Origin of the sequence: Paenibacillus arenosi (assembly GCF_014841135.1) — a bacterium.
Lineage (GTDB): Bacteria > Bacillota > Bacilli > Paenibacillales > Paenibacillaceae > Paenibacillus_B > Paenibacillus_B arenosi.
On the sequence record NZ_JACYTN010000011.1, the window covers coordinates 1 to 26,504 of the forward strand.

Genomic DNA, 26,504 nt, shown 5'->3' on the forward strand with positions numbered 1-26,504 from the left:
TCCAGCTTCCTTCAGATTCTGCCTCACGACAGACACCCTTGCTCTTGGCTAACGGTAGGCGTTCGCCAGCCCCCGTTCGGGACTTTCACCCTAGAGATGACGCCCATGCTGGGCGTACAACAAAACGCGCACCGATACGAATATCGCTGCGCGTCATCTTACTCTACATACATCTCTTAACAAGGTTGTTCTACCTTAAAACAGTCCTGACAAACCCCATACACTTCCATCCGATGTCCACGAATGTGGAATCCGGTCCGTGATGCCGCCGTTTGCTCTACTTCATCAAGAGCAGGCATCGAGAAGTCAGCAATCTTGCCGCATTTCTCACAAATCGCATGGTAATGATCCGATATATCCGCATCAAAGCGACTGGAGCTATCACCATAAGTTAATTCACGAACAAGTCCCGCCTCAATGAACATCTTGAGATTGTTGTACACCGTTGCTACGCTCATGCTCGGAAACTTAGGCTCAAGCGCTCGGTATATTTCATCTGCAGTTGGATGGGTCATGGCGTCCATCAAAAATGCCAAGATTGCATGACGCTGCGGTGTAATACGCACACCAGACTCTTTAAGATGTTCCAAAGCATGTTCAACCCGCGTCTTCATCCTGACCACCATCCTTTCCCTTATCCTCTTGCACTAGGTTCATTCATCTACATTATAACAATTCTCATCAAATAATTGATTTACATCCATTGTACGACTAATATTTTTCTTTTGTCAATCGCCAATTATGTCAGATGAAACATTCATGGCAAACTATCCCTTGTGCTGTAACAGGATAGAGCCAGACGCCCTTACTCTCAAACCAACTCCACCTTCACCAACGCTGCCAATAACAGCGGACTCCTCAGTACCTAGAAATGAATAGTTCGTCATGATACTCCCTTGAAGCGAATGCAGATCAACATCCATATTCACATCTTGCGGCAGTGCGAGACTGACATCACCCTTCAAATTCTCAATACTCCAATAACCGCTTAGTTGTGAAGAGCTAATAGTAACATTTCCGTTATGAGCTACGGCATGCAGTGTGCTGTTTATTTCATTTAACTCCATATTTCCTTGCTGCACTTGAAGCTCCGCACCGGCCTCTAATCGTTGACCATACACATTCCCTTTCATTGTATACAGGACAGCCATTCCTTTTATATCATTACATTCAATATCGCCTTTTGACGTTGTTGCTTCCACACGATCCAATGCATCTACAATCCTTATATCGCCTTCATTCGCCTGAACATAAATAGGCGCAACTGGCCGCTGCGCATACACATTTCCTTTGTTCACTTGAATATCTAATTCTATAAATTTCTCTTCTGGAATGGTGATCTTAATGTCCAGCTGAAAAGGCTGTCGCGGTTTAATGCTGCCTGTATAGCTTTTACCATCTAGAACAAGTTTATTTGGTGCTGCTTGTTCTAATTTCAAATCAACAGCAGCAGCTGCCACTTCCGCTTCTTGCTGCGTTGCCTCATATACCGTCACAATTGATTCTACTTCAATCGTATCAACTTCAGCCGTCTCAATATAAATGTCACCCGTCTCATGAACAACTGTAAGCTGGTCGATTTCCTCTGCAAGCTGCTGCTCGATGGATTCCTTCGCTATAGGAACCCCACCTTCCAGCACCATCTGCTTCATCATAGAGAAATCAAATTGAATACTTCGAACCCATTGTTGAAAAAGATTAGGCTGTGCAACCAAAAATACACTGACAGCCACAATTAATGATGCACTGATACCCATGAAGTCTACTTTCCACTGTTTCTTCTGTCCGCGCATAAGCAATCCCGTTACTACAACTTCAATGACCCAGCTAATCGGTATAAGCGGCCACCATACTTTTAACCATTTAACATGGGAGTATCCCGTACTCACAGCATCCCATAAAAGCAGCCCACCAATACATACAAGTGATGTTGCAGCAGTAAACCGTCCCGCTCGTATGATTGAAGTGGAGACAATTTGCTTCGTCATCGTCTGCTTCTCGTTTCCTTTAGAAGGATATACAGACCAAAGCCAATGAGAGCAACCGCCCCAAGAAAGGAGCCTACGTATTGAAACATCCAACTTAGCCATGTCGGATCCAAAGCAAACAACACCAGCATTACACCTATCGCCACTAGTAAAACGCCGATCCAAGGCCCTTGCGACATCGGTACAGGAGTTCCATATAGCGCGTGCAAATTAACTTTATCCGTATGCTGCATAGCGTCGAATAGATTAAAGAAATAGATAACAGGCATCAGTAATGACAACAGTACAATTAAAGGTACATTAGTGCCCATATTGGATGTGGAGAAATAAACGACAGCTACAATATCAAGCACTAATAACATAATCATCAATAACCCACGCTGCATGAGTCCTAAGTAGAAATGACCTGCTCCAGGGAATAAGCATGCCAGCAAAATAGCAACAAACTTACTCTTCTTTGGCGGCTTCTGTGCAGCGAAAGGCGGTTCCTGAACATGTCGGTACGGAGTATCTGGAAATCCACTCCACTCCTCCTTACCTTGCCTTGAACGATATGCCAAATCCATCTCATACATACGCTCACGCAAGAAGCGTTCTTCCTCATTCTCTTCCATAAATCGCTTCTGTTTAGACACCCTTCTCGCCTCCTTTCTAAATCTTTAATGATAACAACTTATTTCCATTTATACGACTGGCACTTCTGCTGCTTGGCCCCAGCCATTTTTAAATAATGCTTTGGCACGGTATAATCTCGTCTCAACCGTACGTACCGGCATAGATAGCTGTTCTGCTATCTCTGTATACGAACGGTCTCGCAAATGATACATAACCATAATAGAACGGTATTTTAACGGCATGTTGCGGAGCGTATCTCGCACTTGTTCGCAGCGCTCCTGCTTCAACACATGCTCCTCTGGCAGCTCATCTGAAGCTACAAGCTCATTATCTAAGTTCATCCGATAATCCTCATAAGGAAGGGAATCGGCTTGTAAATGAAACTTCCACTTACGCAATGTATCAATTAACTGATTGCGTGTTAGTCGATACAACCAAGTTGTAAACTTTGCTTCACCACGAAATGTATGAAGCGAGCGATATACTTTTATCCACACATCCTGAGCAATATCCTCAGCGAGATGTCTGTCTTTAACAGTCTGACAAATACAAGTTAACACAAATCGACGATGCCTTTCCACTAAAGTATTCATCGCCTCTTGCTCCCCTGCGATAATTTGTTGAACAAGCTGCTCATCAGATTTATTTTGCTTTATGCTTTCTTGACTATATAATCGAGTATTTAATAGGTTCACGGCGGTTAACATCCTTTCTCTTCTTCCGTACATCGCATTGTCGGTGTTTGCATCGTTCACTTAAGTTACTATTATTGTACGCGGAATCGAAAAGAGCTTAAAACCTGCCGGAGTCTAGTTGTGCTACACAGACTTTAGTCTAGGTAGGCTCCCTCCAAGCGGATAGCATGTAATTATCGCAGCGGCCACTTTACTACTATTCCATAAGCGAATTGCTTCAAAATAAGTCGTTCGCCTATAAAAAAATGGAGCCAGTTCCCCAACGATCATCGGTTGATCCATTGGGACATCTGCTCCACTTTTTTATAAATATATATAAACCACAGCGTTTTAAGCTTGCTTCAGCACATCAACAAGAAGTTCGTTAACAAGCGTAGGGTTAGCCTTCCCTTTCGTCTCACGCATTACTTGACCTACAAGGAAACCAATTGCTCTTTCTTTACCTGCACGGTAATCCTCTACCGATTGTGGATTCGCAGCTACAATCTGCTCAACAATGCCTCTGATTGCACCTTCATCACTAATCTGAACAAGGCCTTTTTCTTCAACGATTACTTGAGGAGCTTTACCGCTCTCCAGCATTTCTTTGAAGACCGTCTTAGCGATCTTGTTGCTGATCGTCCCCTTTTCAATAAGACCGATCATTTCGCCAAGATTTTGACCATTCAACAACACATCATCAATTTCTTTGCTGTTCTGGTTCAAGTAGCCGAGAAGATCGCCCATAATCCAGTTTGCTACGGCTTTAGCATCCTTCGTATAGTTCAAGCTCTCTTCCAACAAATCAGCAAGCTTCTTGGAGGACGTAAGCACATCTGCATCATAGCTAGACAAGCCAAACTCAGATGCATAGCGAGCTTTACGAGCATCAGGCAGCTCAGGGATCGTCGCACGAACGCGCTCTTTCCACTCCTCATCAATATACAGCGTAACAAGATCCGGGTCTGGGAAGTAACGATAGTCATGCGCTTCTTCCTTGCTGCGCATAGACAACGTACGACCTTGTGACTCGTCCCATCTTCTCGTCTCTTGTACAATTGTGCCGCCATCTTCAAGAACATCCGTCTGGCGTTCTACTTCATATTCAGTACCGCGAACAACGCCACGGAAGGAGTTCATGTTCTTCAACTCTGTCTTCGTACCGTATTCTTCTTGACCAACGGGGCGCAAGCTGATGTTTACGTCACAACGAAGGGAACCTTCCTCCATTTTCACGTCAGATACGTCACAATACTGCATAATCGCTCTCAACTTCTGCATGTAAGCTTCTGCTTCCTGTGCAGAACGAATATCCGGGTTGGATACGATCTCTACAAGCGGTGTGCCGACACGGTTGAAGTCCACAAGGGAACCGAATCCACCTTCCATATGCGTCAACTTACCTGCATCTTCTTCAAGATGAAGGCGGTCGATTGTAATTCGTTTCGTCTTACCATCTACTTCAATATCAATCCACCCATTGCGACCAATCGGCTGATCATATTGCGAAATCTGATACGCCTTCGGAGAGTCAGGGTAGAAGTAATTTTTACGGTCAAACTTACTAATATCTGCAATCTCACAGTTTAGTGCCATTGCAGCTTTCATTGCATACTCAACCGCCTGCTTGTTCAATACAGGCAATACGCCTGGATGTCCAAGACAGATCGGGCAAGTGTGTGTATTCGGCGGTGCACCAAAGGATGTGGAGCATCCGCAAAAAATCTTCGAATTCGTGTGCAGCTCTACGTGCACTTCCAATCCGATTACCGTTTCAAATGTAGGCATGTCAGATTCTCCTCCTCTTACAACTGCGGACGCAGCTTATGATGTTCAGTAGCCTGTTCAAACAGATGTGCGGCACGAAGTACAGCCGACTCATCGAATGGCTTACCGATAATTTGCAAGCCAACAGGAAGACCGTCTGCCATTCCACACGGAACGCTAATCGCTGGCACGCCAGCCAAGCTTACCGGAATCGTCAAAATATCGTTCATATACATTTGCAACGGATTGTTGATTTGCTCGCCAATTTTAAATGCAGTCGTTGGAGCAGTTGGGCCGATTAGCAAGTCATACTTTTGGAAAGCTTGATCAAAGTCTTGCTTAATAAGCGTACGAACTTTTTGTGCCTTCAAATAATAAGCATCATAATAACCAGAACTTAGCGCATACGTTCCAAGCATAATACGACGTTTAACTTCAGATCCGAAACCTTCGCTACGGGACTTGAAGTACAAGTCAATTAGGTTGTCAGGGTTCTCTGCACGAACGCCGTAACGAACGCCATCGAAACGAGACAAGTTCGAAGAAGCCTCAGAAGAAGCAAGCAGGTAGTAAGCCGCTACTGCATACTCTGTATGTGGTAGCGAAACCTCTTCCCATGTAGCACCAAGCGACTCAAATGTTTTCAAAGCATCAAGCACAGCTTGTTTGACTTTAGGGTCTACACCTTCACCCATGTACTCTTTAGGAACACCGATACGCAAGCCGCGTACATCGCCTTGCAATGCAGCTGCATAATCAGGAATCTCGACATTGGCAGAAGTTGAATCCATTGTGTCATGGCCCGCAATCGCTTGCAGCACATGTGCTGAATCTTCTACCGTACGCGTCAATGGACCGATTTGGTCAAGTGAAGACGCAAACGCAACGAGACCGAAACGAGATACAAGACCGTACGTTGGCTTCAAACCGACAATACCACAGTATGATGCCGGTTGGCGGATAGATCCACCTGTATCTGAACCCAGTGAGAATGGAACTTGTCCAGCTGCAACAGCCGCTGCCGAACCACCACTGGAACCACCAGGTACACGTTCAACATCCCAAGGGTTACGAGTCACTTGATAAGCCGAGTTCTCATTGGAGCCGCCCATCGCGAACTCGTCCATGTTCAGCTTACCAGCTGTAATTACGCCCGCTTCTTTGAGCTTGCGTGATACAAAAGCATCATGCACAGGTACAAAGTTGTCCAAAAAACGGCTTGCACAAGTGGTGCGCAATCCTTCTGTAATGATGTTGTCTTTAATACCCGCAGGGATACCAGCTAATGCGCCAAGACCTTCCCCTTGTATATATTTATCATCATAGCGACGAGCTTCTGCACGCGCTTGTTCTTCATTTAACGTTAGAAATGCTTGCACGGTTCCATCAGTCGCTGCGATACGCGCGAATACTGCGTCTGTAAGTTCAGTTGCAGACAACGTGCGAGCGCTCAACTGCTGTTTCAGCTCAGCTAATGTATAATCCAATGGCGTCACTTCGAACATCCTCCTTCATTTTCTATACAGGAATAGCCTGTCATCTATGCAATTTACCATAGTAAAACGTTATTCTAGTACAGCAGGTACGCGGAATTGACCGTCTTCTTCCTCTGGCGCGTTCTTCATAACATGCTCTCTGTCTAGAGACGGACGTACTTCATCTTCACGCATTACATTGCGAATTGGCAATACGTGCGTGGTAGGCTGTACATCATCTGTATTCAATTCATTCAACTTATCTGCATATTTCAAAATAGCGTTCAACTGATCCGTATAGCGTTCTTTCTCTTCATCCGTCAGTAGCAAGCGTGCAAGCTTAGCTACATGCTCAACATCATGCAAATTAATGCTCATGGGGATTCATGTCCTCCTTCGTTCGGCAAATAGTCATCCCTTTATTATAGCGAAGAACTGAAAAATCTCAATTCGTGATGGAAAGGATGAGCATATTATGAATACAGTTTGGATCATACTCGGAATCGCTTTACTTTACTTGCTCGTTTTTGTACCGATTCAATATCGTTATCTCGTACACGTAAAGCATCAAAAAAAGACACTCCACATTCATCCCACTTCGGGTTGAATACGATGAGTGTCTTTATTTATGAGCTCTAAATCCAAGCTCTCAAGTTTACTTGTCGGATAAAGTCTTCTGGGGAAAGAGTTTCTGTCTCTTCTTCCTCAGCTACTTCCTCCTGTTCTTCGCCGTGCATCAACTGACGAAACAATGATTCGTTGCGTGTAGCTAATGCATAGTCGATCAACGCTTCCCATTCAATGCGATCCGCTTCTTCTTTAAGTAGCACATCTTCAAGCTCAATGTCTGAACCTGGCACTAAAAAATTACGGTTCGCATGAGGAACCCGGACCACATAATCAAAAGCATTATCCGCATTGCGGTCATATGCAATAATATAGCCGTATTCCCCAATCGGCAATTGTTGCTCGAAACGGTCTGCGACAACGACTACTTTCTCTCCTAATGGCAGCATTGGTATGCCTCCCAGCCGTTTGCTTTTTTCACTATGTTACTAGAAAATCGAGCTGCTGTAAACGTTAGGTATGACGTATCGTAACCAGTTATTTTCCAGAGCATTGTGATGCATATTACTGTATTTGCTTATTTCTATGTAAATATTTTCACCTTAACTTTCTCTCTACTTCGTTTTTCATTTTGCTATAATAGATTCCATACCTTACCAACACGAGGAGAGTTATTCGATGAAACCAACTATTTTATATGTAGAAGACGACTTAGAAATCGGAGAGTGGACCAATCAATTCCTCAAAGACAAAGGCTATGAGGTGGATTGGAGAAAATCGGGCGAGAATGCACTCCACGAGGCAGGCTCATACAGTCTGGTCATACTAGATGTGATGCTGCCTGGTCTAGATGGATTTACCGTTGGTCAGCGTCTAAAGAAAAACGCGCCTCATATTCCCGTTTTAATGTTATCTGCTAGGAGCTCCATTGATGATAAGCTGCAAGGCTTGAATTTTGCAGACGATTATTTGACGAAACCATTCCATCCCGATGAATTGGCTGCAAGAATCGAAATTTTGCTGCGTCGTTATGAAAAGGAAGAAGAGGAATGTATCCCGCTGCACCATATACATATGTATCCGAAGCACAATCGCATTGTCGATAGCCGTACGAACGAGGAACTCACCCTCACAGGTAAGCAGTTTCATATTTTCCGATACATGATCCAGAATGCCAATCAAATTTTGACTAAGGAGCAAATCTACGAAGGCGTATGGGGCGATCCTTACATAGAGGGCGACAAAACGTTGCAAGTCCATATTCGCTATTTGAGGGAGAAAATTGAGCTTGATCCGAGTAAGCCGCTTATTATTGAGACGATACGTGGTATTGGCTACAGGGTAAGACGATGATGAAGATCTCATTTAATAGAAACAAGAAAAATACTTTGAGCGAGATCCAACAGCCCACAAAGTCGAGATGGTGGAAATTCACAGATTCTCGTGTGCGTTGGCGCCACTCTCTGCTTGTTAAATATCTTTCACTCGTCATAACCGCCATGATGCTATTCTTTTTCCTTATGCCTTTGGCTACTATTATTCTTGCCATACCGATGTATTGGAACGATCAACTGAAAGAAAAGGATAATCCGTATGCGAATGGCCATACGCTCATGACGGCATGGTATGCCGATACGAAAAAGCTTCAAGCCAGCAATGAGAAAGCCATTGAAAAGCATCTTGCGGACTGGAAAGCCAAGCTGCCACAAGCATCGATATTTTGGGTAGATGAAAAAGGAATGACGCGCAAGATGCTTCCTGAACAGAAGTTACTGCCCAAACAGTGGACCGCGCAAGATAGTATCAGCTTTATGAAGAAGAGTTTCGAAGGGGATCCATTTACTGTCGTTTCCTTTATAGGTGGCGAAAATGCTAAAGAAGGATTTGTCACTATCCAAATACCGCGGAAGCTAATGACGTATGATGGACAGCAGCCACTGTACACCAGTGAATATGCATTTGCCATTATGATGACCCTGAGTCTCCTATTCGTCCTCTTCTCATGGCGCTTCTTCTATCGAATTCAGCGGCGATTGAAAGAGCTAGAACGAGCGATGGCAATGACAGACGAGCAAGGAATTCCTATAACGATATCGGTATCAAAAGAAGATGAAATTGGCCAATTGCAGCACTCGTTCAATCGAATGACGTCAGAGCTCCGGGCAAGTCGCAAGCGTGAGCAGGAAGAAGAGGAACTGCGCAAGCAATTAATCGCCAACTTGTCTCATGATATTCGGACCCCACTAACAACCATTCGTACGCATGTCCATACGATACAGCAGGAAAATGACGTGCTACAGGAACGAAGCAAGACAAGCTTGCGTGTGATCGTGCAAAAATGTGAAGATCTTGCACATCTCGTTGATAACTTGCTGTCCTACACGCTGCTTTCTGCGAAGCGCTATACGTTCCAACCTCAAGCGGTGGATGTCGTTCGCCTCGCAAGAGAAAGTGCGGCAGCCTGGTACCCGATGTGGGAGAAGCATCAATTTGAGGTTGAAGTTAATCTGCCTTCTGCGCCTATTGTTTGGAATGTCGATCAGATGTGGATGAAGCGCATTCTCGATAATGTGTACCAGAACGTCGTGCGGCATGCAGCATCTGGACGTTATATTCGAATCGAAATGAATGAGCTTCCTAACGGTATGAGCGAACTAGTCATCCAAGACAAAGGACCTGGCATGAAGGTCGCTTCTTCTAATAAAGGGGCCGGTATTGGTCTTAGCATTATTGAAATGATGTTAAAAGAGATGAGTTTGGAACAAGAGGTTTTCAGCAGCAGCAACGGTACATCGTTGGTTATATCTCCGAAACGGGGAAATGTAAAAAATCAGAATATTTAAACTCGATTTAACCTTGAAGTCGCTCTTGTTTAACCTTCAGCCTATAAAGTAGGTTGTGAGGTGATGAACATGAGCGACTTTATCGTTCAGACGAAACAATTAACGAAAACGTACAAAGGCAAAATTGCCGTTGATCAAGTAAACTTACAAATTCAAAAAGGTCAAATCTACGGTTTCCTAGGTTCTAACGGAGCAGGTAAAACAACGACGATTCGTATGTTGCTCGGCCTAATTCAACCAACAGAAGGAGAAGTACATATTTTCGGCAAAAACCTAAAGAAAGACAAGATGTCCATTCTTCGCAAAATAGGTTCACTCGTTGAATATCCGTCTTACTACGGTCACTTGAACGCGATTGAGAACTTAGAAACGATACGCCGTATTATTGACGTACCAAAGTCACGCATTGATGAAGTACTTTCCATTGTACAGCTTACTGCTGATGCAAAGCGCCCTGTAAAAGGCTACTCGCTAGGGATGAAACAGCGCCTTGGTATCGCTGCTGCTCTACTTGGCTCTCCTGAACTGCTCGTGCTGGATGAACCGACAAATGGCTTGGACCCTTCAGGCATATTGGAAATTCGCGAGCTGATTAAAAGCTTGCCGCAGCAATATGGTATTACGGTACTCGTGTCCAGTCACTTGTTGAGTGAAGTGGAGCAAATGGCAACGAATGTTGGTATCATCCAACATGGCCGCATGCTGTTCCAGGACTCCATTGAAACATTAGTACAGCAAGCTAAGCAGCATATTATGCTCTCTGTATCCGAGCCGGAGCGCGCAGCTGCTACTCTAAATGCAGCAGGGATTCGCACCAACCTGGAGTCTGAAGGATTGCTGCACTGCTCCTATGTACCAGATACGAAAATTGCTTCTGCTGTCCATCTACTCGTCCATGACGGACATGATATTTATCGCATTACAGAGAAGCGCGAATCGCTAGAAGATATCTTCCTAGCGATGACGAGAGAGGGGGGCTTCTAATGCTCACACGGGCATTTGCCTCGGACTGGCTTAAGCTACGACATACATGGATTGTTGCACTGGTGTTCTTCGGCCCAGCAGGCGTTATTGGATTGCAAGCAGTAAACTGGGGACTTCGCTATGATTATTTAACTGATCGATACGCAGGAATTCTATGGGAAACGTTATTGAGAGATGTCCATTTCTTATCCGTTCCTGCACTGCTATTAGGAATTACGCTCGTTGCTTCTATGCTTGCAGGGATGGAACATCAGCATGGCTCATGGAAACAAACACTTGCACTGCCTATTCGACGCCGGACTGTCTATATGTCCAAATGGCTTGTTTGTCAGACACTAATGCTGCTAGCTTGTATCCTATTAATGTCAGGTATGCTCCTGCTCGGTTACTTGCTCGGCTTCGGTGGAAATATTCCATGGGACAGCCTACTTGCTCGCAGCTTCTATCCTTGGCTAACAGCAGGTCCAATCTTGGCGCTGCAGCTGTGGCTATCCATCAGTACAGCCAACCAAACGATTCCTCTCTCCATCGGAATCATACTAAGCATTATGAGCTTGTCGGCTGCAGATATGCCTGACTGGATGCCATTAAAATGGCCACTGCTAATGGAAGATTCCTTTTCAACAGAGCTATCAATCGCATTAGGAGTAGGCACAGGGCTGCTCGTTCTCCTCTTCAGTATCATTCACTTTACACGGAAGGACGTGAGTTAAATGAAAGGTATCTTTAAAGTACTACGTTCAGAAGCAGTTAAATTGCGCCATTCTAAGCTCAGCAGCCTGCTCTTAATTAGTCCGCTGCTCTCGCTCTCCGTTGGCGTTATGTATAATGCCCGCAGTGATATGCCATGGCTCGAGATGTACAGTATGATGGCACTATCTCACGCTATATTATTCCTCCCGCTTATGACAGGAATCATTGGCGCACTGATGTGCCGCTATGAACATGCCAATGGCGGTTGGAAGCAAACACTAGCTCTACCTATCTCTCGAACAGATCTATATGTAGGAAAATTTCTAATCATTTGCTTCATGACTTTTACGATGCAGCTATTGTTCTTCTTAGCGGTAGTTGCAGCAGGGATGTTCAAAGGATTTGCAAGTCCAATGCCTATCAAGGAAATTGCCACTTTCGTTATTAGCGGATGGATTGCTACTTTGCCACTTGCTGCTTTGCAATTATTCGTCTCCACGATGTGGGCAAGCTTTGCAGCAGCCCTAACGATTACTGTCATTTTCACATTGCCGAACTTGCTTATTATCCAGTCAGGAGATTATGGCCCTTATTATCCTTGGGCGCAGCCTGGACTTGCTATGCTGCCGATGAGTGATAGTTCCATGAATACGTTAGGTTTAAATATTTCACTGGAGACGTTGTTGTTCGTTATTGGCGGAAGCTTCCTTGTATTTTTCTTGACTGGACTGCTCTATTTCCAACGGAAAGATGTTGCGTAAACCTATGTTAACGACGATTCATGTACATTTCCATTCATGTCTAGCGTTACCTTTACGATTACGTTATGAAATAAGGGATAAGCTAATAGCCAAAAAAGCACGCAAGCCATAAAGGGAGATCCCTTACGGTATGCGTGCTTTTTGCTGTTGAAAATCTAGACTATGTTCGGTTCCACTGTCGGTTTATCGATAGTGTACTCCATCTATTCCGTCTATAGAAACGGGTTATGTTCTTTCTCAAAACCGATCGTTGTTGCCGGTCCGTGACCAGGGTACACATTGACATCATCACCAAGTGTAAACAGCTTCGTACGGATCGAATTAAGCAGTAAGGCATGATCTCCGCCTGTAAGATCAGTACGACCAATCGACATGCGGAACAAAGCATCACCTGCAATGCATTGCTTATCAAAAACAAAGCTGACGCTACCAGGAGAATGACCAGGTGTATGAAGTACAGTTAGCTTTAACCCGATAAGTTCAAGCTCATCCCCATCTTTAAGCAAATGCTCTGCAGGAGCAAAGCTCATTGGACCGCAAATTTGTGGCCAGCGGAGTGAGCCGTTAAGCTCAGGATTCGTCAGCCATTCTTGTTCTTGCTCATGAATATAAACAGGACAACCGTAACGCTCACGAATAAGTCCCAGTCCGCCGATATGATCCAAGTGAGCATGAGTAAGCAATACTGCTTTAACCTGCATGTCCCCAAGTGCTTGGAACAGCGGCTCAGGATTCATACCTGGATCGATGACGATCGCTTCGTTCGTGTCTTGCTCATGAAGAATATATGCATTTGTTTCGAAAGGTCCTAGTGGAATTCCAATGATGCGCAGCATAGCTGTTAAACACCGCCTTTATACGATTTCAAGACTCTCATCAAACTCAGGGTCATTATTCTATTTTAAAAGGATGAGAGCAGTTCACGCAATTCTTTAAGAACTCGTGCTTGATATTCTGTTCCTTCACCATACTGTTCCGTAATCTTTTGACGAGCAATTTTCAAGTTATCTTGGTAGTCTGCTGCTTCGCGATCCGGGTTCGCCTGCTTAAAGGCAATCATATGTGCTTGTACATCGCTAGGACGAGGTCCCCATTGACCAAGTACATGTCCACCCGTATCAGCAATAATAACAATTGGGACCGCACGACCACCCATCGTCAAATATTGATCCATCACTTCGGGGAACTTCTCAACGATAAGCACTTCTGTAGGAATCCCTGCTGCTTCTGTTGCACGGAAAACAACTGGCACGTTGCGGATAACATCTCCACACCAATCTGCCATCAAAATAAGACAACGAAGATCGTCGCGGAATTGAAGCGATTCGAAGAAAGTTTGATCCTCTTCCGTGCTCCATTCAAAACCTTCGTACCAACCTAGAAATGTGTCTTTATTTTTCTCCATGCCATCAATAAACGCTTGTGGCGTAATTCCTTGATCAAGAACAGCTGCAACTGATTTGCTCATATCGGGTTACCCTCTTTCTTCTTAGATATCGTGTATTTAATAACAAAATAAATAATAAGCACGGCTAGAGCTACTAATATAAATGACTGAATATACGGTGCCGCTACCTCATCGATATGATGCCAACGCTCACCCAATACGTATCCCAGATACAAAAAGCCAATTGTCCATGGAATAGCCGCCAGTGTCGTCAACAAAACAAACCTCCATACCGGCATACGACTAATTCCTGCGGGAATCGATATGGCATGACGAACGATCGGGACAAACCTTGCCGTGAAAATAACTCCTGTACCGTACTTATGGAACCACTCTTCAGACTTGTCAATATGTTGCTGACGGATAAGCATGTACTTTCCGTAACGAGCCAAAAAAGGGCGCCCGCCATATCGTGCTATTGCATAGATGACCAACTGAGCTCCAACGCCCCCTACAATTCCAAAAAACAGGGCGGAGAAGTATGAAATATGTCCCTGTTGAATTAAATACCCGCCATAAGCCAGTACAAGTTCACTTGGGATCATTTCCATCATCAGACCGATCATAATTCCAAATCCGCCTAAACTTTGAATCCATTCCAGTACATTCGATACAAATTCATGTAACACGGTCACCATTCGCCTCGGTTTCTCCTCTATATAATCGAGCGTTTAAAAAGCAAGCTTTTCAAACCAACTCACAGAGGTATAAACCCATTTTATTCTAGCATATCTAAGGACATGTCTGCTACTGCTTGTCATCGCTCTCTGCCTGTCCGCATACACTGCAATAGATAAGCAATAAGGAGGAGTCGTATGGCTACTTGGTGGATCGTAACAAAGAAGCATTGGCGGATTGGACTAATTTCTGTTGCTGCTGTTATGTGTGTGACCGCATTTTGGCGCTATGAAACGAATCGTATTCAAGAAAACGCAGCTCAGTCCCAACCTACAGAAAAACGTGTCATCCATATGATTACAAGTGAGGTCAAAGGGAAGACGGAAGACGGCAAAGAGATAGAAGTATATCGCTTTGATCCAGGCACAGTGCCTGCTAATGACGGAGAACTTGTTGAACTGCGAATTCGCGGGGTGAATGGCAAGCAGCATGACTTTTTTATTGAAGGAATGGACATCAGGGGCACGATTTATAAAAATAAAGAAACGGTCGTCACTTTCATCGCTAAAGAAGGAATCTATCCAATCATTTGTGCCAACCATGCAGATGCCGCGCATGAAGGACCTATGATAGGCTATATCGTTGTCGATTAAGACAATTATTCAACGGTAGCAGGACGCATTCTTCCGCATATGTTGTTAGCATCTTGACGTATGAAAGGAGCTTGCCCGCTGTGAAGCCGAAAGAACGTCATACTACTCCTCTTCCGTCGATGCGTAAAATACGCCGTGCCTGTGCAACCGAATTGTATCGAACGGTAAAACGGATGAATGTGTATATTCCTGCACCGCTTGTTGAACAAGGTGAGCAGCTGTATGTAAAAAAAGTTGTTGCTAACCTACTGTTTGTTCATGAACACGGTCAAAATCGCAAAAAACTCTGTGACTGGTGGGATGAGCATGTTGCCCCAGAGCTCTCCGAACTATGGAATGTCGATATCGAAAAATTAAAACAAAACTTCCGTCACACCTTCGGAGGATAACGTGAGCAGCAATTAGGATAAGCGACAAGGTGCTTTTCGCTCCATAAAGGCCCATGCTGTACAGCATGAGCCTTTTCGTTCATCTCATATGGATAGTGAAATAGCGACATCAAGAGAATTCAGAACGAAGCAGTTGTTCTTCTATCTTTCGTTAAACGCTACCCAATAAAGACAAATGCTTCATTTCCAGGTGGTATTACTCTACTTCTGCGGAATTGAACGCCGTTCGCATTAAATGTACGTACGACTAACGGTACATTTGTTGGTGTACCTATGTTTCTAAATTGGACAACACCAAAGTTATCAAATGGCGCAGTAGCAATCAAAACACCGTTAGCGAATGCGCGTGCAGTAAAGCCTCTTGTGTTGAAAGGAATACCGTTGCGCTGAACCCAAACTACCGTAAACCGATTTAAATACGGCCCTTGAAAAACGGTACTCGTCTTGTTTGTTGATTTCGTTGTCTTCTTCGTAGTCGGATTTACCGTTTTGCTAGTTGGTTTTAATTCTTTTAGCGGCGGTTGCTTGGCAGTCGATTTGACGGTTTGCTTTACAGTCTGTTTCACAGTTGGCTTTACGACTTGCTTGGGTGGCTGCTTGCTCATACCATGGACTCCCCCTTATGGCGATTTGTATACCGTATGCTTGTGAGTCTCGCCCTGTATGGACGTTAACCTAGCAAACAAGTAGGTAAAGCAAATTGGGGAAGTGTACCGGATGATTCACGCATTTCGGAATGAGTACCGCTGCGTTCATCTTCTTTTTACGGCCACGTCAATCTCTCGACGGAAGCCGATGCGCGAAGCGCCTCTGGCGTGATGGCGAATTGCTTATCGTTCGCCGGGTTGACAAGCGCCTCCATTCGGCGCACTTCAGCCTTATACTGGCTGAAGCGATCTTGTGTCGCCAAGGCAAGTGTACGCGCCTCGGCGAAGCGCCCTTGCTCCGCCGCCTGATGGCTCATGGCGGCGAGACGTTCGACCGCTTCGGTCTGCAATGCCTTATCGAAGCGGTCTGCTTGTACAGCCGCCTTCCACCAGGCGGCGGCTTCTTCTTCGCGTCCGCTGCGTTCGGACGCGAGCGCTAGCGCGCGATAGAGCGCTTTGCCGCGGCGCTCATAGCGCAAGCCTTCGCGCAGCATGGCGAGCGACTCATCAGGTGGCAGATGCTCCGCTGCTGCTAGCCGTATATCCGTCCTAGCTGGTGATAAGCTTACAGCGAGCCGTAGATAAGCTGGGTTACCAACGTGGTGCCCCACGTTAAATATTATATGACCTGCCACCTGAAGCAAGTTCATAACAACTCCTGTGCCCAACATGATCGTAAGAATTATTGCTAGCAAGCGACGATTCAAGTGGAATCGATTCTTGTGCAGTGGAGTAGGCCGTTGCCGACCCGTCAAAGTTTCATCTCCGTTATCGCTGTATGAAGAGTCGTCATGCGACTGAGTCTTATCATCACATCGCTGTTCAGATACCACTTGGTTACGAATTGGAGTTAGCCAAGCAATAACAAGCCATGCTAAGCTGATCCATATGATTAAACCATATGCCATATCAAAGTCGATTAAGCTATGAAGAACAACAATAAGCACGGCTGCAGCCGCTCCTTGATGCCGCCTCCAAGCTCCTATGATTGCAAAAGCGATCATACCTCCCACAACGAGAGTTCCTGCTATTCCAATATCCAATAGACTATCAACTAATAAACTATGTGCTTCCTTTCCTACATAGGGCTCCTGCTGTATACTCGCAAACTGCTGTCGCCATGCATCTCCACCGTTCCCAAACCACGGGCGTTCCTGCCACAGCCGTAATGCATCTTGATACATAAGTACCCGTGCGGATGCGGTTTCATAATGCCCACCATTTAAACGATCATTCGCCTGCTCTGGTGCAACAGCCCAAGCTAGCCATGCTACGATTAGAATGATAATGCTTGCCCCAACAACGAGCAGCATCCTTCCTTGCTTTACACGGCGTTGAATATAACCGGCAAGTAGCAGCAGTAACGTATTGCTGAGAAGACATCCGAAAAATGCTGTCCATGTTGCATAACGAACAGTATCCGATAGCCATAGCCACGCGGTCGCGAATACAGATAGCAACGCCCAGCTTGCCAGCCACAGCATAAACAGCAACAAGCCTAGCTTCTCTTTTCTAGGTGTCAGCAGCCAAGTCACGAGTAGAACGAAAATGGTAGCGAGCCAAGCTCCCCTAGACTCCGTTAATCCTAAAACCGTCAGATGGAGCAAAATAAGCCCAGTTGCTAGGATAACTTCGTACATCTCGCTGTGCATCAGTTTCATATAAGCATGCTTTATGCCCCGTTGATACGGCTCTTGCAGTTCTTGCGACTGTCGTGAAGATTGGAGCAATGGCAAGCGTCTATATGTATCCAAAAGGTGATAAACGGCAAATGCTCCTGCAATCGTGCCAAGTGTATTCGGGTACTGCAACCACCCACCTAACCGAAACCCAAGCGCCGATATTTCTACATCCGAGCTAAAATAGACTGCCCCCTCAAGTTTTATCCATCCGTATAATTGAAACAATGATCCTGCTGATAGCAGCACACCACATAGTGTCACCAACCTGTGAATCCACTGCTGCCTCTCCTGTTTAACGATGTCATTATGACTTGCAACTCTTGAATCCGTACTGCTGTTGTAGGCGCCAAGTTGTACGAGTACAATAACCCATGCACCCGCTCCTATCCAGCGTATGAATTGCATCCATGTGCCTTGAACACTTGCAGGATTGCTTAACAGTCCAATGACATAAAATAACGCAGCTATGAAAGGAAATAACAGCGGCCACGGTATGTTGACTGCGATACGATTCTTCGTTTCTAGATGCCCTCTATTTATAAGAACTCGTGATACAAGCCATAAAGCTATCGGCATAACTACAAAGGCGGCTCGCATATAATCCCGATCATAAAACCAGCCATAGTCCAGCATACCGCCAAGCAGAAGCCAATATGTACATAACACAAGTACATAATGTTGAATATCGTTACCTCTTACATTCCGAAATACCACTTTCTTTTGTCGTTCCTTTTGATGAATACTACGCATATAACCACCCCCTTCATTACCACATACCGTGCCGTCCTAAGAAATGACACTGTGTGACATTAAACAAAGAAGGCCCTCCATTCGGAAAGGCCTTTACCATCGTCTCCTATTATGTATCGCCCTAATCAAGTTATGATATAACGTTAAACGTGTATAGCATGTTAACTTACAGTCGATTTCTTAGATTGTACATAGACTTCAACTTGTCTACGAATAATAAACGCTCGCAGCGCTCTTGATGATAGATCATCTATGAGCTCCAACGTCCCGCCACACATCAAGCCTGATTCTTTATGTTCTTGACGAATAATATAAACTTCAGCTTGCAATTTGAAGCCTAAGTCCAGCTCCACATTCAGCTTATGGCCTATCTTCCATTCGCAATGAGGCGCAACAAGGAAGCCTACTCCGTTCAAACTAATATCCAACAAATCGATTGCCATTTGTGACAATGGATCTGGCCCATTCCCATGAGCACTTTTAAAAATGCTGGCTACACCACTATTCCTTACTTCAACCCTAGGATGCTCCCGCTTGTCCGCAAATTTTTTCTGATGCTGTGGCGGATTAACAAACAAAAGTGAACCTAAATGTCTTGCTATAACTTTGGTCATAAACGTAAACATGCCCACCGGCGAGTACATCGTGATTTTAACCTGCTCTCCCAGTTCGAACTGTTCATATTCTGGAAGCTCCACTTCCATTAGATCCCCTTCGATATAAGATAGCACACCTGTAGCAACGGTACTTTCCCCCTCTATAACCGTACGGCTATGAAGTAGAACCCGCAATGGCTGCTGACTAGAGGGCGATGACTCTTGTGCTGATGTTTCAAACATGAACGTTGTTCAGCTCCCTTTCCATTCGATTCATCCTATTACTCAAATAGATGACGTCTTATAAATATGTTATCGTCAACACATTATCTATAGTAAAGATTTAGAAGACCAAGATACTTATTTTTCTTGACACTCACGCTTCGTATATTCATTATAATGAAGGTTGCAAAGGAGGTACGCTGTATGGATCATCATTTTACAATAGAACCAATGACCGAGGAAGATGCTGACGACATTTGCTCATGGCAGTATGAGGCGCCATTTGATATATATCGTTTTTTACCGTGGTCAGAAATGAAATTACAGGGTATCGAATTTGGCGATCCCGACCTACGAACATCTCAATATGCATCTGTTCGCTTTGGTAAAGAGCTAGCAGGATTCGCTCAATTTTTCCCGCTTGTAAATGTTACTCGTATTGGGCTTGGCATGCGGCCGCAATGGTGCGGAAACGGGTATGGAGTAGATTTTGTGACTGCGATTGTAAGAGAAGCGCAGCTCCGTGCTCCCGAAAATGAAATCGATTTAGAAGTATTCACATGGAACAAACGAGCGGTTAACGTGTACTTGCGAGCAGGATTTCAAATTACCGATGAATATGAACGACCTACTCCTACTGGAGAAGCCTCGTTCTACTGCATGGTCTACGAACCACCACAATCCAATCCATCTAATGCATGCTGACCTAGTAAAGAGACTTATTACTAAAATAAAGTTGCCCTAACGTAAATACTGCTGAACAGTGTTTTAACAGCGTTATACCTACGATAAGGGCAACCACATCTATCATTGACAACAAACGAATGAGATAGCTTCTTATTAATGACTGCCTGTTCCGAGACCAAGACGATCCCATTCCGATTGCAGCGCACGCTCTAAATATGGGCGAACATGTAAGAACTGCTGATACGCTTGATATTCCGCCCACATTTTGTCCACTTCATCCTGCTTGCGCTTGGCCGCAACTGCACGGATCAGCAGGTTTTTCGGCGTATGCTCAAGATCAATAAATTCAAGCAGTTGTGTGCTATAGCCTACCACATCTAATAACTTAGCGCGGGCAGCATCTGTAGCTAATGCAGCGAAACGCTCTTTTAGTATGCCATGGCGCAGCAATGGCTCCAATTGTGGAGCAGCGACTTGTTGATAAAGCTCATGCTGACAGCAAGGCACTGACAAAATAACGCTTGCTCCCCAACGTACTGCCTTCTCTAAAGCCATGTCTGTCGCTGTATCACAAGCATGCAAAGTGACCACCATATCTACATTGCCAGCCCACTGATACTGAGCAATATCTCCTAGCGCAAAATGAAGTCCATCGTATTGAAGCGTACGGGCAAGCTTCTCGCAGTGCGCGATAACATCTTCCTTTAAATCAAGCCCTGTAATATGAACCTCACGCCCACGCAATACATGTAAATAATGATACAGCGCAAATGTTAGGTACGACTTCCCACATCCAAAGTCAATAATACGAACTGGTCTATCAGCAGGCAGATGGTCCAGCACATCCTCCACCATCTCTATAAAGCGATTGATTTGCCTAAACTTATCGTATTTGGCACCTAAGACGTTACCCGAAGCACTCATAATGCCAAGCTCGACCAAAAAAGCGGCCGGAACCCCATCTTCGATAATGTACTGCTTCTTGCGATTATGAGAAAGATCCACTTGCTTAGACTTTTTATCTGTCTTCGATTTGATGTTGACTTTGTACTTCTTACTAATGAGCACATGATGTTCGCCATCAGTAGTCCGAATCAATGCTTGCTGAAAATGATCGTTAAGCAGTTGCATCAGCTTATCAGCCGCCTCTGTCATCAACGTATTTTCATGTGCTACCTTGTTGGCATAATGATAGGTCAACTGAAGGACAACGCCTTCTCTCAATTGAACCGGCTTAGCTGTAACCTTCGTGCAGCCGGGTTCAGGCTGCTGCCTAACTTGACTAAACACGGCAGAATGCAAGCTGCCAGACTGTATACATTCATTTATTAATTCGCGTAAACGTTCCACTTTTATAGCTCCCAACTTTCCTCTACAACTAAACTTTAGTTTACACGAAAGCCATCTGCATAACCACATTTCTAACAAGGTTCTTGTGCCATAGAGCATCCCAAGCGCTTCTAGATCCAAATAGGCGACCCTTACATGGAAGGATCGCCTGCATAAAGCTATGTGAGGATGAGGATTCATCGATTACCTATATTCCATTGTTCTTTTCGCTGATTACTGTTGAGGTAAGCTTTCCATGAAGCGGCTAATGGCATGAGCCATTCCTTCTGGGTTCTCCATCATACCCATATGCCCAACATCCGGCAGTAGCACTTGCTGTACATGAGAACCTTCTGTAGTAAACAATCGCTCTGCTGGCACGATCTGATCTTGATCGCCTGCTACGAGCAACAGCGGTAATTTGGTAGCAGTCATAACAGCTGTACGATCTTCTCGTTCCCGCATTGCCAGCGCAGCTCCTATCGCACCTTGTGGAGGTGTATGGTAGCCAATCTCCAATGCCTTATGAATAGATTCCTTATGCTGCTCAAGTTTATTTGGATTAAACAGTTTCGGGACAAGCTCATCGACGAATTGCACGATTCCTTGTGCTTGAATTCGTTCAACGGCTTTTAGACGATTTTCTTTAGCCTGTTCTGAATCTGCATAACCTGTAGAGTGAATCAATCCAAACCCATGAAGACGATGCGCAAAGCGCTGCGCAACAGACAAAGTGACATATCCCCCTAGAGAATGGCCAAGCAGTACGAACTTATCTAGCTTCAGCTTGTCCGCTAATACAATAATATCATCTGCCATCTGCTCTATCGTATATGCCCCTTTCGGAGCGGTTGACTTCCCATGACCACGCAAGTCAGGCGTAATCACTCGATATTGCTGTTGTAAATGAGGAACAACGTCTGACCAATATTGTTTATTGCCACAAAAACCATGTAGCAAAATAACAGCCTCTCCCTTACCGCTATCCCCTATATGTAAATGGAATTCCTTTTGAATTTCAATCTTCGTCATCCTGCTCCCTCTTTCCATTCTATATTGTATGCCACGAATCGAAAAAACAGCCAATTTTTGTGTATATTCATAAAAAAATTTCATGAATGCACAGTTGTTGATTCTAGTATGCATAAAAGTTCCATACTTATTGAATATATACACTAACTGCATATCCGATGAAACATAGCTAACGCTAACCTACTCTCCACCTATTGGACTCAGCATACCTAACAAGTAAGGGGGGTGTTGATCATGGAAGGGTTTGAACTGTTTCTCGGCACTTGTACATTCATGATTGGAATGGTTCAACTGATGATCGTGTTATCTGATCGAAACAAAAAGTAGTCCGCTCCGCACAGAACGGACCATTACACGCATTTGGCGGTTTCCCAACTCATGCTTCTGCTAGGCTAAGTCGGATGCCCCACATCCGACTTTTCTATTTAGGCCCACAACTTCAATTTATGGTGGTGGTATCTATTTTATGATTGGATAACAGCACTAATTATGAACGCTCTGTTACAATTGCTACAGTTGAATCTATCGCATCTACAATCTGATCGACCATGCGAACAACTTGGAATAACGAGGTTGTTTGCAGTGTCAGATAAGGCTTCGGCCCACGTTGGTTCACAACAGCCGCTATGCTGTAATGACCGACTGCAGGAAGCGCTGTACCTACAGATTCAGCTGGCTGCAAAGGTTGGTTATTTACGAGAAACTGCCCTACCGAAGAGGGATGACCCAAGCAGGCATCTATCGCCACCACAATCTTCTCACCGTCTATAGAAGCTAAATAGCGCTCCAAGCTAGAAGCATCACACGGATCAGCCAACGTACCGATAACTTGCGTATATCCGAGCTCCTGAAGTTTCGTGCCTACTAAAGGACCTAATGCATCGCCTGTAGAGCGATCCGTGCCAATACATACAAATACGATGCGGTTAGCCTCATACCGACTAACGATTTCCTGCAAGAAGGATACTAAGCCAGCATGCGTACATTTACGAGGCTTACTTATAGGTAAACATTCTTGATGTATAGGATCAAACATGAACTCCCCCCTTAATTTATATACAGCAATTTGTTATAGATAGCATCATAAATAAACGTATGCACTTAATGACGCCTTATTGTACTGTATGACAAGCGTAATTGCCAAGTCGTGCACGAAGTCTTTTACCATGTTACAATACGTTCAACGACGGTTGTTTAACCGATGAGGAGGATCCTAATGAGTGTAGAAGCAGGAACACAAGCAGAAGTAGAAATGATGATTGAGGCAATTAAAGAACGTTTGAAAATGGCAACAGCTGCTGCCATGCAAGCTTCCGCCTTCTCTGTCGATCAATATGAAGATATTAAGGACATTTATGACATCGTCATTAGCAAGCCAAACTTCAGTATTAGTGAAGTAGAAGCACTTGTTCAAGAGCTTGGCAAACTGCGCCGTTCTTAATACAGTACAGAACTGTACGAGGTTTTTTTGATACGAAGGAAAAGAGCTGTCCAACAAGCGGAATCATCTACTTATCGGACAGCTCATTACATGATATTACTACAGTACTACATGCTCACTTCACCTAACAAGCTACGAAGCTGCTGTACTCGCTCTGTATCTACGCCATTCGCCATCAAGCCACCATATCGAACCGAAGAACCGGCATGAACCCATGGAACTCCTGTTTCACGAATGAGTGATTGCACATTGTTGGAGCCGATCCCGCTCCCAGCCACAATATGCAAACCGTTAGAACCTGCATCATTTACAAGCTGCTGCAATTGCACAGCACCCTCCTGAGCAGTGGAATGGCCGCCAGAAGTCAGTACATCCGTAATCGAACGGTGGCGCTTCAATACTTGCAGAGCTTCCAATAGATCGCTCGCTTCGTCAATAGCACGATGGAAGGTGATCGACATACCTTCCGCCTGCTTAACAACTTCTGCAAGCAATTGCTCATCTACTTTTCCTTCCGCATTAAGTGCCCCGAACACAATCGCCTCAGCACCAGCTTGCTTCGCCATTTGAATATCACGCACAATCGTCAGACAATCATCCTTATCATAGACGAATGAACGAGCATGAGGTCTTATCATCACGCGCACCGGGATGTGGGCAGCTTGAACCGTTTGTTCAATTAACGCATAACTAGGAGTTAATCCACCTTCAGCTCCAGCCGTAATCAGCTCAATACGATCTGCACCACCAGCTTGAGCTGCTTTTACATCACTCAGCGTCGTCGCGATTACTTCTAAATGTACTCGATTCATGTTATCCACCTCATAAACCTTATAACTTAAAAACGGTATGGCGCTCTCCAACAATTAACCCTTGGTCATTTTTGATGATAGTTGGGAACGCTTCTTCCAATCGCTGAATCGTTGATTCTTGTTTATAATTTATTTGTCTTAGTAGCTCAGCAATCACATAAGCACATTCTTCATCAGAACCATCTGCAATTTTCACAGCAAAACCTAGCTGCTCCTCTTTCAAAGCAAAGCCAAATACTCCTTTAAATCCACCTTTAGCAACGATGTTGTCATCTTCCATTAACACGGAGTCTAAACGGCCTGTACCACCAACTAACAGCGGATAGCTCGTCATCGCTTGATTAATACGTGTAACTGCTTGTCTTATCGGTTCATCAGCAATTAACGATGGATTGCCTAACTTCAAGTAAGCGGTAGCGATCGCTGGTAATGGAAGTGCGTAGACTGGGAAGCCGCAGCCATCCGTGCCTACTCCTACAATATCAGGCGATACTCCTGCCATTTCGAGAACCGCTTCGGTAATCTGAATTTGAGCTGGATGGGTAGGATGCGTGTACGTATCCAATTCATAACCTTCCTGCTTACACCAAGCCAACACACCAAAATGCTTGCCCGAACAATTATGGAAGCGGCGTTCAGGCTGCCCGCCTCCGCGAATCCAATCATGACGAGATGATTCGTGAAGCGGATAGGAAGGGTGGCAAACTAATGTATCTTGTTCCAGCCCACTAGCCGTCATCATGCCATCAATCGTCTGCATATGCATATCTTCACCACGATGCGAGGACATCATCAAAGCCAACTCTCGATCCCCATAACCATAATGCTCAAGTACCCCGCTTTTTACAACAGGAATCGCCTGTAGCGGCTTGCCTGCTGATCTAAGAAACGTAGGTCTGTTCATATCACCGATGGCATGCAGAAGCGAACCAGATGCATCAACTGCACAGATAGCACCCCAGTGCTCGCATTCTACCCAGCCACCTCGTGTTTCTTCAACTAATCGTTTGTACATGATGCGGCACCCTTTATCTTTATAATCGTAATTATGTTATAATCACTTCTCATTATACCGAATTCACAACGAATTTGCTCTCGCAGATTCTACATACTATCGTTATGTACGTCGGAAAGGATGTAAACGTAATGAGTAATAAATCTACGCAGCAGGCCACCAAACTTACACTAAGTGTGTGGTGGGGTCTTATTACCATTCCACTATTGTTGTTTTTACTGGCTTGGGTAACTAGAAAAGTGTTAAAGCACGTTCTCCTACCAATCGATATTGCCGTCACCGACACGTTAAGGCAATGGGCTACACCAACAGTAACAAATATCGTAACCATCATTACACATATGGCAACCGATTATTTTATTATCTCGCTGGCAGCTGTAATATCAGCCTTGTTCATGCTAGTCTGGAAAAATCGAAAGGCTGCCTTTACGCTCATCCTTGCCCTAGGTGGTGGATATTTGCTTAACGAGACGATGAAGCAAATATTTGCACGAACAAGACCGGATTGGGAGCATTGGGTAATCGCAGACGGTTACAGTTTCCCTAGTGGACATGCTATGGTCGCAGCTGCTTTCTATGGAGTTCTTGCCTATTTACTCGTACAATGGCTTAGAGAAAAGGGAATTAGCTCTAACATAGCAACGACGGGGATAGGATGCCTTGCAAGCATACTTATTATTTGCATCGCTTTAAGCCGAGTTTACTTGGGAGTCCATTATATTACCGATGTTGTAGCAGGCATATTCGCTGGCATGCTGTGGTTTTTTATATGTATTTATGTGTACCGTAGAATTAAATAATAGACCCATCACCAAAA

31 protein-coding genes are annotated in these 26,504 nt (G+C 44.7%); 11 read left to right on the forward strand and 20 right to left on the reverse strand.

Translation table 11 applies throughout. The features are described from left to right. Positions 1–176 precede the first annotated feature (176 nt). The 8 genes from perR to gatC form a co-directional block, all read right to left on the reverse strand. Entirely contained in the window at positions 177–614 is a 438-nt protein-coding gene (perR, locus tag IFO66_RS13860; RefSeq protein ID WP_028594853.1) for a peroxide-responsive transcriptional repressor PerR, read from the reverse strand. Positions 615–767: 153 nt separating this feature from the next. Further along, positions 768–1,988 carry a DUF4097 family beta strand repeat-containing protein gene (locus IFO66_RS13865; RefSeq protein ID WP_192025722.1) on the reverse strand — a complete coding sequence of 407 codons (1,221 nt, stop codon included), beginning with the start codon at positions 1,986–1,988 and terminating at the stop codon, positions 768–770. Then, entirely contained in the window at positions 1,985–2,623 is a 639-nt protein-coding gene (locus IFO66_RS13870) for a TM2 domain-containing protein (RefSeq protein WP_337913068.1), read from the reverse strand. Before IFO66_RS13870 ends, IFO66_RS13865 begins: the two co-directional genes overlap by 4 nt. A 48-nt stretch (positions 2,624–2,671) precedes the next feature. Next, on the reverse strand, positions 2,672–3,298 hold the full coding sequence (locus IFO66_RS13875; RefSeq protein WP_337913070.1) for an RNA polymerase sigma factor: 627 nt from the start codon (positions 3,296–3,298) through the stop codon (positions 2,672–2,674). A gap of 123 nt (positions 3,299–3,421) precedes the next feature. Further along, positions 3,422–3,580: a hypothetical protein gene (locus IFO66_RS13880; RefSeq protein ID WP_192025724.1), complete on the reverse strand. Its 159-nt coding sequence runs from the start codon at positions 3,578–3,580 to the stop codon at positions 3,422–3,424. Between the two features lie 48 nt (positions 3,581–3,628). Then, positions 3,629–5,065: an Asp-tRNA(Asn)/Glu-tRNA(Gln) amidotransferase subunit GatB gene (gene gatB, locus IFO66_RS13885; protein WP_192025725.1), complete on the reverse strand. Its 1,437-nt coding sequence runs from the start codon at positions 5,063–5,065 to the stop codon at positions 3,629–3,631. Between the two features lie 17 nt (positions 5,066–5,082). Then, positions 5,083–6,549 carry an Asp-tRNA(Asn)/Glu-tRNA(Gln) amidotransferase subunit GatA gene (gatA, locus tag IFO66_RS13890; protein ID WP_225445765.1) on the reverse strand — a complete coding sequence of 489 codons (1,467 nt, stop codon included), beginning with the start codon at positions 6,547–6,549 and terminating at the stop codon, positions 5,083–5,085. 60 nt (positions 6,550–6,609) lie between these two features. Continuing rightward, the gene (gene gatC / locus IFO66_RS13895) at positions 6,610–6,897 is read right to left on the reverse strand and encodes an Asp-tRNA(Asn)/Glu-tRNA(Gln) amidotransferase subunit GatC (RefSeq protein WP_028594859.1); all 288 of its coding nucleotides are present in this window, start codon (positions 6,895–6,897) and stop codon (positions 6,610–6,612) included. Between the two features lie 97 nt (positions 6,898–6,994). On the opposite strand from gatC, the gene IFO66_RS24105 reads away from it, so the two are divergent. Continuing rightward, positions 6,995–7,126 carry a hypothetical protein gene (locus IFO66_RS24105; protein ID WP_273015427.1) on the forward strand — a complete coding sequence of 44 codons (132 nt, stop codon included), beginning with the start codon at positions 6,995–6,997 and terminating at the stop codon, positions 7,124–7,126. Positions 7,127–7,154: 28 nt separating this feature from the next. Here IFO66_RS24105 and IFO66_RS13900 read toward each other — a convergent pair whose 3' ends face one another. After that, positions 7,155–7,535: an ATPase gene (locus IFO66_RS13900; RefSeq protein ID WP_192025726.1), complete on the reverse strand. Its 381-nt coding sequence runs from the start codon at positions 7,533–7,535 to the stop codon at positions 7,155–7,157. Between the two features lie 229 nt (positions 7,536–7,764). Between IFO66_RS13900 and IFO66_RS13905 the strand changes: the two genes are divergently transcribed. The 5 genes from IFO66_RS13905 to IFO66_RS13925 all read left to right on the forward strand — a co-directional run bounded on the left by IFO66_RS13905 (position 7,765) and on the right by IFO66_RS13925 (position 12,367). Next, entirely contained in the window at positions 7,765–8,439 is a 675-nt protein-coding gene (locus IFO66_RS13905) for a response regulator transcription factor (RefSeq protein WP_192025727.1), read from the forward strand. Then, entirely contained in the window at positions 8,436–9,929 is a 1,494-nt protein-coding gene (locus IFO66_RS13910) for a HAMP domain-containing sensor histidine kinase (RefSeq protein ID WP_225445766.1), read from the forward strand. Before IFO66_RS13905 ends, IFO66_RS13910 begins: the two co-directional genes overlap by 4 nt. A gap of 69 nt (positions 9,930–9,998) precedes the next feature. Continuing rightward, positions 9,999–10,913 (forward strand): ABC transporter ATP-binding protein, encoded by a 915-nt coding sequence (locus tag IFO66_RS13915; RefSeq protein ID WP_192025821.1) that lies wholly within the window; start codon positions 9,999–10,001, stop codon positions 10,911–10,913. Further along, positions 10,913–11,626, forward strand: coding sequence for an ABC transporter permease (locus tag IFO66_RS13920; protein WP_192025728.1), 714 nt, complete (start codon positions 10,913–10,915; stop codon positions 11,624–11,626). Before IFO66_RS13915 ends, IFO66_RS13920 begins: the two co-directional genes overlap by 1 nt. Then, positions 11,627–12,367, forward strand: coding sequence for an ABC transporter permease (locus IFO66_RS13925; protein ID WP_192025729.1), 741 nt, complete (start codon positions 11,627–11,629; stop codon positions 12,365–12,367). It abuts the gene before it with no gap. A gap of 212 nt (positions 12,368–12,579) precedes the next feature. Here the strand turns inward: IFO66_RS13925 and IFO66_RS13930 are convergent, their stop codons facing one another. The 3 genes from IFO66_RS13930 to uptA all read right to left on the reverse strand — a co-directional run bounded on the left by IFO66_RS13930 (position 12,580) and on the right by uptA (position 14,452). Continuing rightward, the gene (locus IFO66_RS13930) at positions 12,580–13,203 is read right to left on the reverse strand and encodes an MBL fold metallo-hydrolase (RefSeq protein ID WP_192025730.1); all 624 of its coding nucleotides are present in this window, start codon (positions 13,201–13,203) and stop codon (positions 12,580–12,582) included. 65 nt (positions 13,204–13,268) lie between these two features. Continuing rightward, positions 13,269–13,835: a thioredoxin family protein gene (locus IFO66_RS13935; protein WP_192025731.1), complete on the reverse strand. Its 567-nt coding sequence runs from the start codon at positions 13,833–13,835 to the stop codon at positions 13,269–13,271. Further along, positions 13,832–14,452 (reverse strand): undecaprenyl phosphate transporter UptA, encoded by a 621-nt coding sequence (gene uptA / locus IFO66_RS13940; RefSeq protein ID WP_192025732.1) that lies wholly within the window; start codon positions 14,450–14,452, stop codon positions 13,832–13,834. The genes IFO66_RS13935 and uptA overlap by 4 nt, the downstream gene beginning before the upstream one ends. A gap of 177 nt (positions 14,453–14,629) precedes the next feature. On the opposite strand from uptA, the gene IFO66_RS13945 reads away from it, so the two are divergent. Beyond that, positions 14,630–15,085, forward strand: a complete 456-nt coding sequence (locus IFO66_RS13945; protein WP_192025733.1) for a transcriptional regulator — start codon at positions 14,630–14,632, stop codon at positions 15,083–15,085. Between the two features lie 80 nt (positions 15,086–15,165). Then, positions 15,166–15,474 (forward strand): dehydrogenase, encoded by a 309-nt coding sequence (locus tag IFO66_RS13950; protein WP_420488668.1) that lies wholly within the window; start codon positions 15,166–15,168, stop codon positions 15,472–15,474. Between the two features lie 158 nt (positions 15,475–15,632). Here IFO66_RS13950 and IFO66_RS13955 read toward each other — a convergent pair whose 3' ends face one another. The 3 genes from IFO66_RS13955 to IFO66_RS13965 all read right to left on the reverse strand — a co-directional run bounded on the left by IFO66_RS13955 (position 15,633) and on the right by IFO66_RS13965 (position 19,392). Continuing rightward, positions 15,633–16,079: a hypothetical protein gene (locus tag IFO66_RS13955; protein ID WP_192025734.1), complete on the reverse strand. Its 447-nt coding sequence runs from the start codon at positions 16,077–16,079 to the stop codon at positions 15,633–15,635. A 158-nt stretch (positions 16,080–16,237) separates the two neighbouring features. After that, positions 16,238–18,553 carry an O-antigen ligase family protein gene (locus IFO66_RS13960; protein ID WP_192025735.1) on the reverse strand — a complete coding sequence of 772 codons (2,316 nt, stop codon included), beginning with the start codon at positions 18,551–18,553 and terminating at the stop codon, positions 16,238–16,240. Positions 18,554–18,714: 161 nt separating this feature from the next. Continuing rightward, positions 18,715–19,392, reverse strand: a complete 678-nt coding sequence (locus IFO66_RS13965; protein WP_192025736.1) for a PilZ domain-containing protein — start codon at positions 19,390–19,392, stop codon at positions 18,715–18,717. A gap of 183 nt (positions 19,393–19,575) precedes the next feature. Here IFO66_RS13965 and IFO66_RS13970 point away from each other — a divergent pair, with 183 nt between their 5' ends. After that, the gene (locus IFO66_RS13970) at positions 19,576–20,076 is read left to right on the forward strand and encodes a GNAT family N-acetyltransferase (protein WP_192025737.1); all 501 of its coding nucleotides are present in this window, start codon (positions 19,576–19,578) and stop codon (positions 20,074–20,076) included. 135 nt (positions 20,077–20,211) lie between these two features. On the opposite strand, the gene IFO66_RS13975 is transcribed toward IFO66_RS13970, so the two are convergent. The 3 genes from IFO66_RS13975 to yyaC form a co-directional block, all read right to left on the reverse strand. Then, positions 20,212–21,408 (reverse strand): class I SAM-dependent methyltransferase, encoded by a 1,197-nt coding sequence (locus IFO66_RS13975; protein WP_337913077.1) that lies wholly within the window; start codon positions 21,406–21,408, stop codon positions 20,212–20,214. A 213-nt stretch (positions 21,409–21,621) separates the two neighbouring features. Beyond that, positions 21,622–22,419, reverse strand: a complete 798-nt coding sequence (locus IFO66_RS13980; RefSeq protein ID WP_192025738.1) for an alpha/beta fold hydrolase — start codon at positions 22,417–22,419, stop codon at positions 21,622–21,624. A 487-nt stretch (positions 22,420–22,906) separates the two neighbouring features. Next, a complete protein-coding gene (gene yyaC, locus IFO66_RS13985) occupies positions 22,907–23,455 on the reverse strand; it encodes a spore protease YyaC (RefSeq protein WP_192025739.1) in 549 nt (182 codons plus the stop codon). A gap of 180 nt (positions 23,456–23,635) precedes the next feature. Between yyaC and IFO66_RS13990 the strand changes: the two genes are divergently transcribed. Further along, positions 23,636–23,860: a DUF1128 family protein gene (locus tag IFO66_RS13990; protein ID WP_192025740.1), complete on the forward strand. Its 225-nt coding sequence runs from the start codon at positions 23,636–23,638 to the stop codon at positions 23,858–23,860. 107 nt (positions 23,861–23,967) lie between these two features. Here the strand turns inward: IFO66_RS13990 and IFO66_RS13995 are convergent, their stop codons facing one another. Then, the gene (locus IFO66_RS13995; protein ID WP_192025741.1) at positions 23,968–24,672 is read right to left on the reverse strand and encodes a copper homeostasis protein CutC; all 705 of its coding nucleotides are present in this window, start codon (positions 24,670–24,672) and stop codon (positions 23,968–23,970) included. A 19-nt stretch (positions 24,673–24,691) separates the two neighbouring features. After that, positions 24,692–25,687 (reverse strand): asparaginase, encoded by a 996-nt coding sequence (locus IFO66_RS14000; protein WP_192025742.1) that lies wholly within the window; start codon positions 25,685–25,687, stop codon positions 24,692–24,694. 131 nt (positions 25,688–25,818) lie between these two features. On the opposite strand from IFO66_RS14000, the gene IFO66_RS14005 reads away from it, so the two are divergent. Continuing rightward, entirely contained in the window at positions 25,819–26,487 is a 669-nt protein-coding gene (locus IFO66_RS14005; protein WP_192025743.1) for a phosphatase PAP2 family protein, read from the forward strand. Positions 26,488–26,504: the final 17 nt, after the last annotated feature.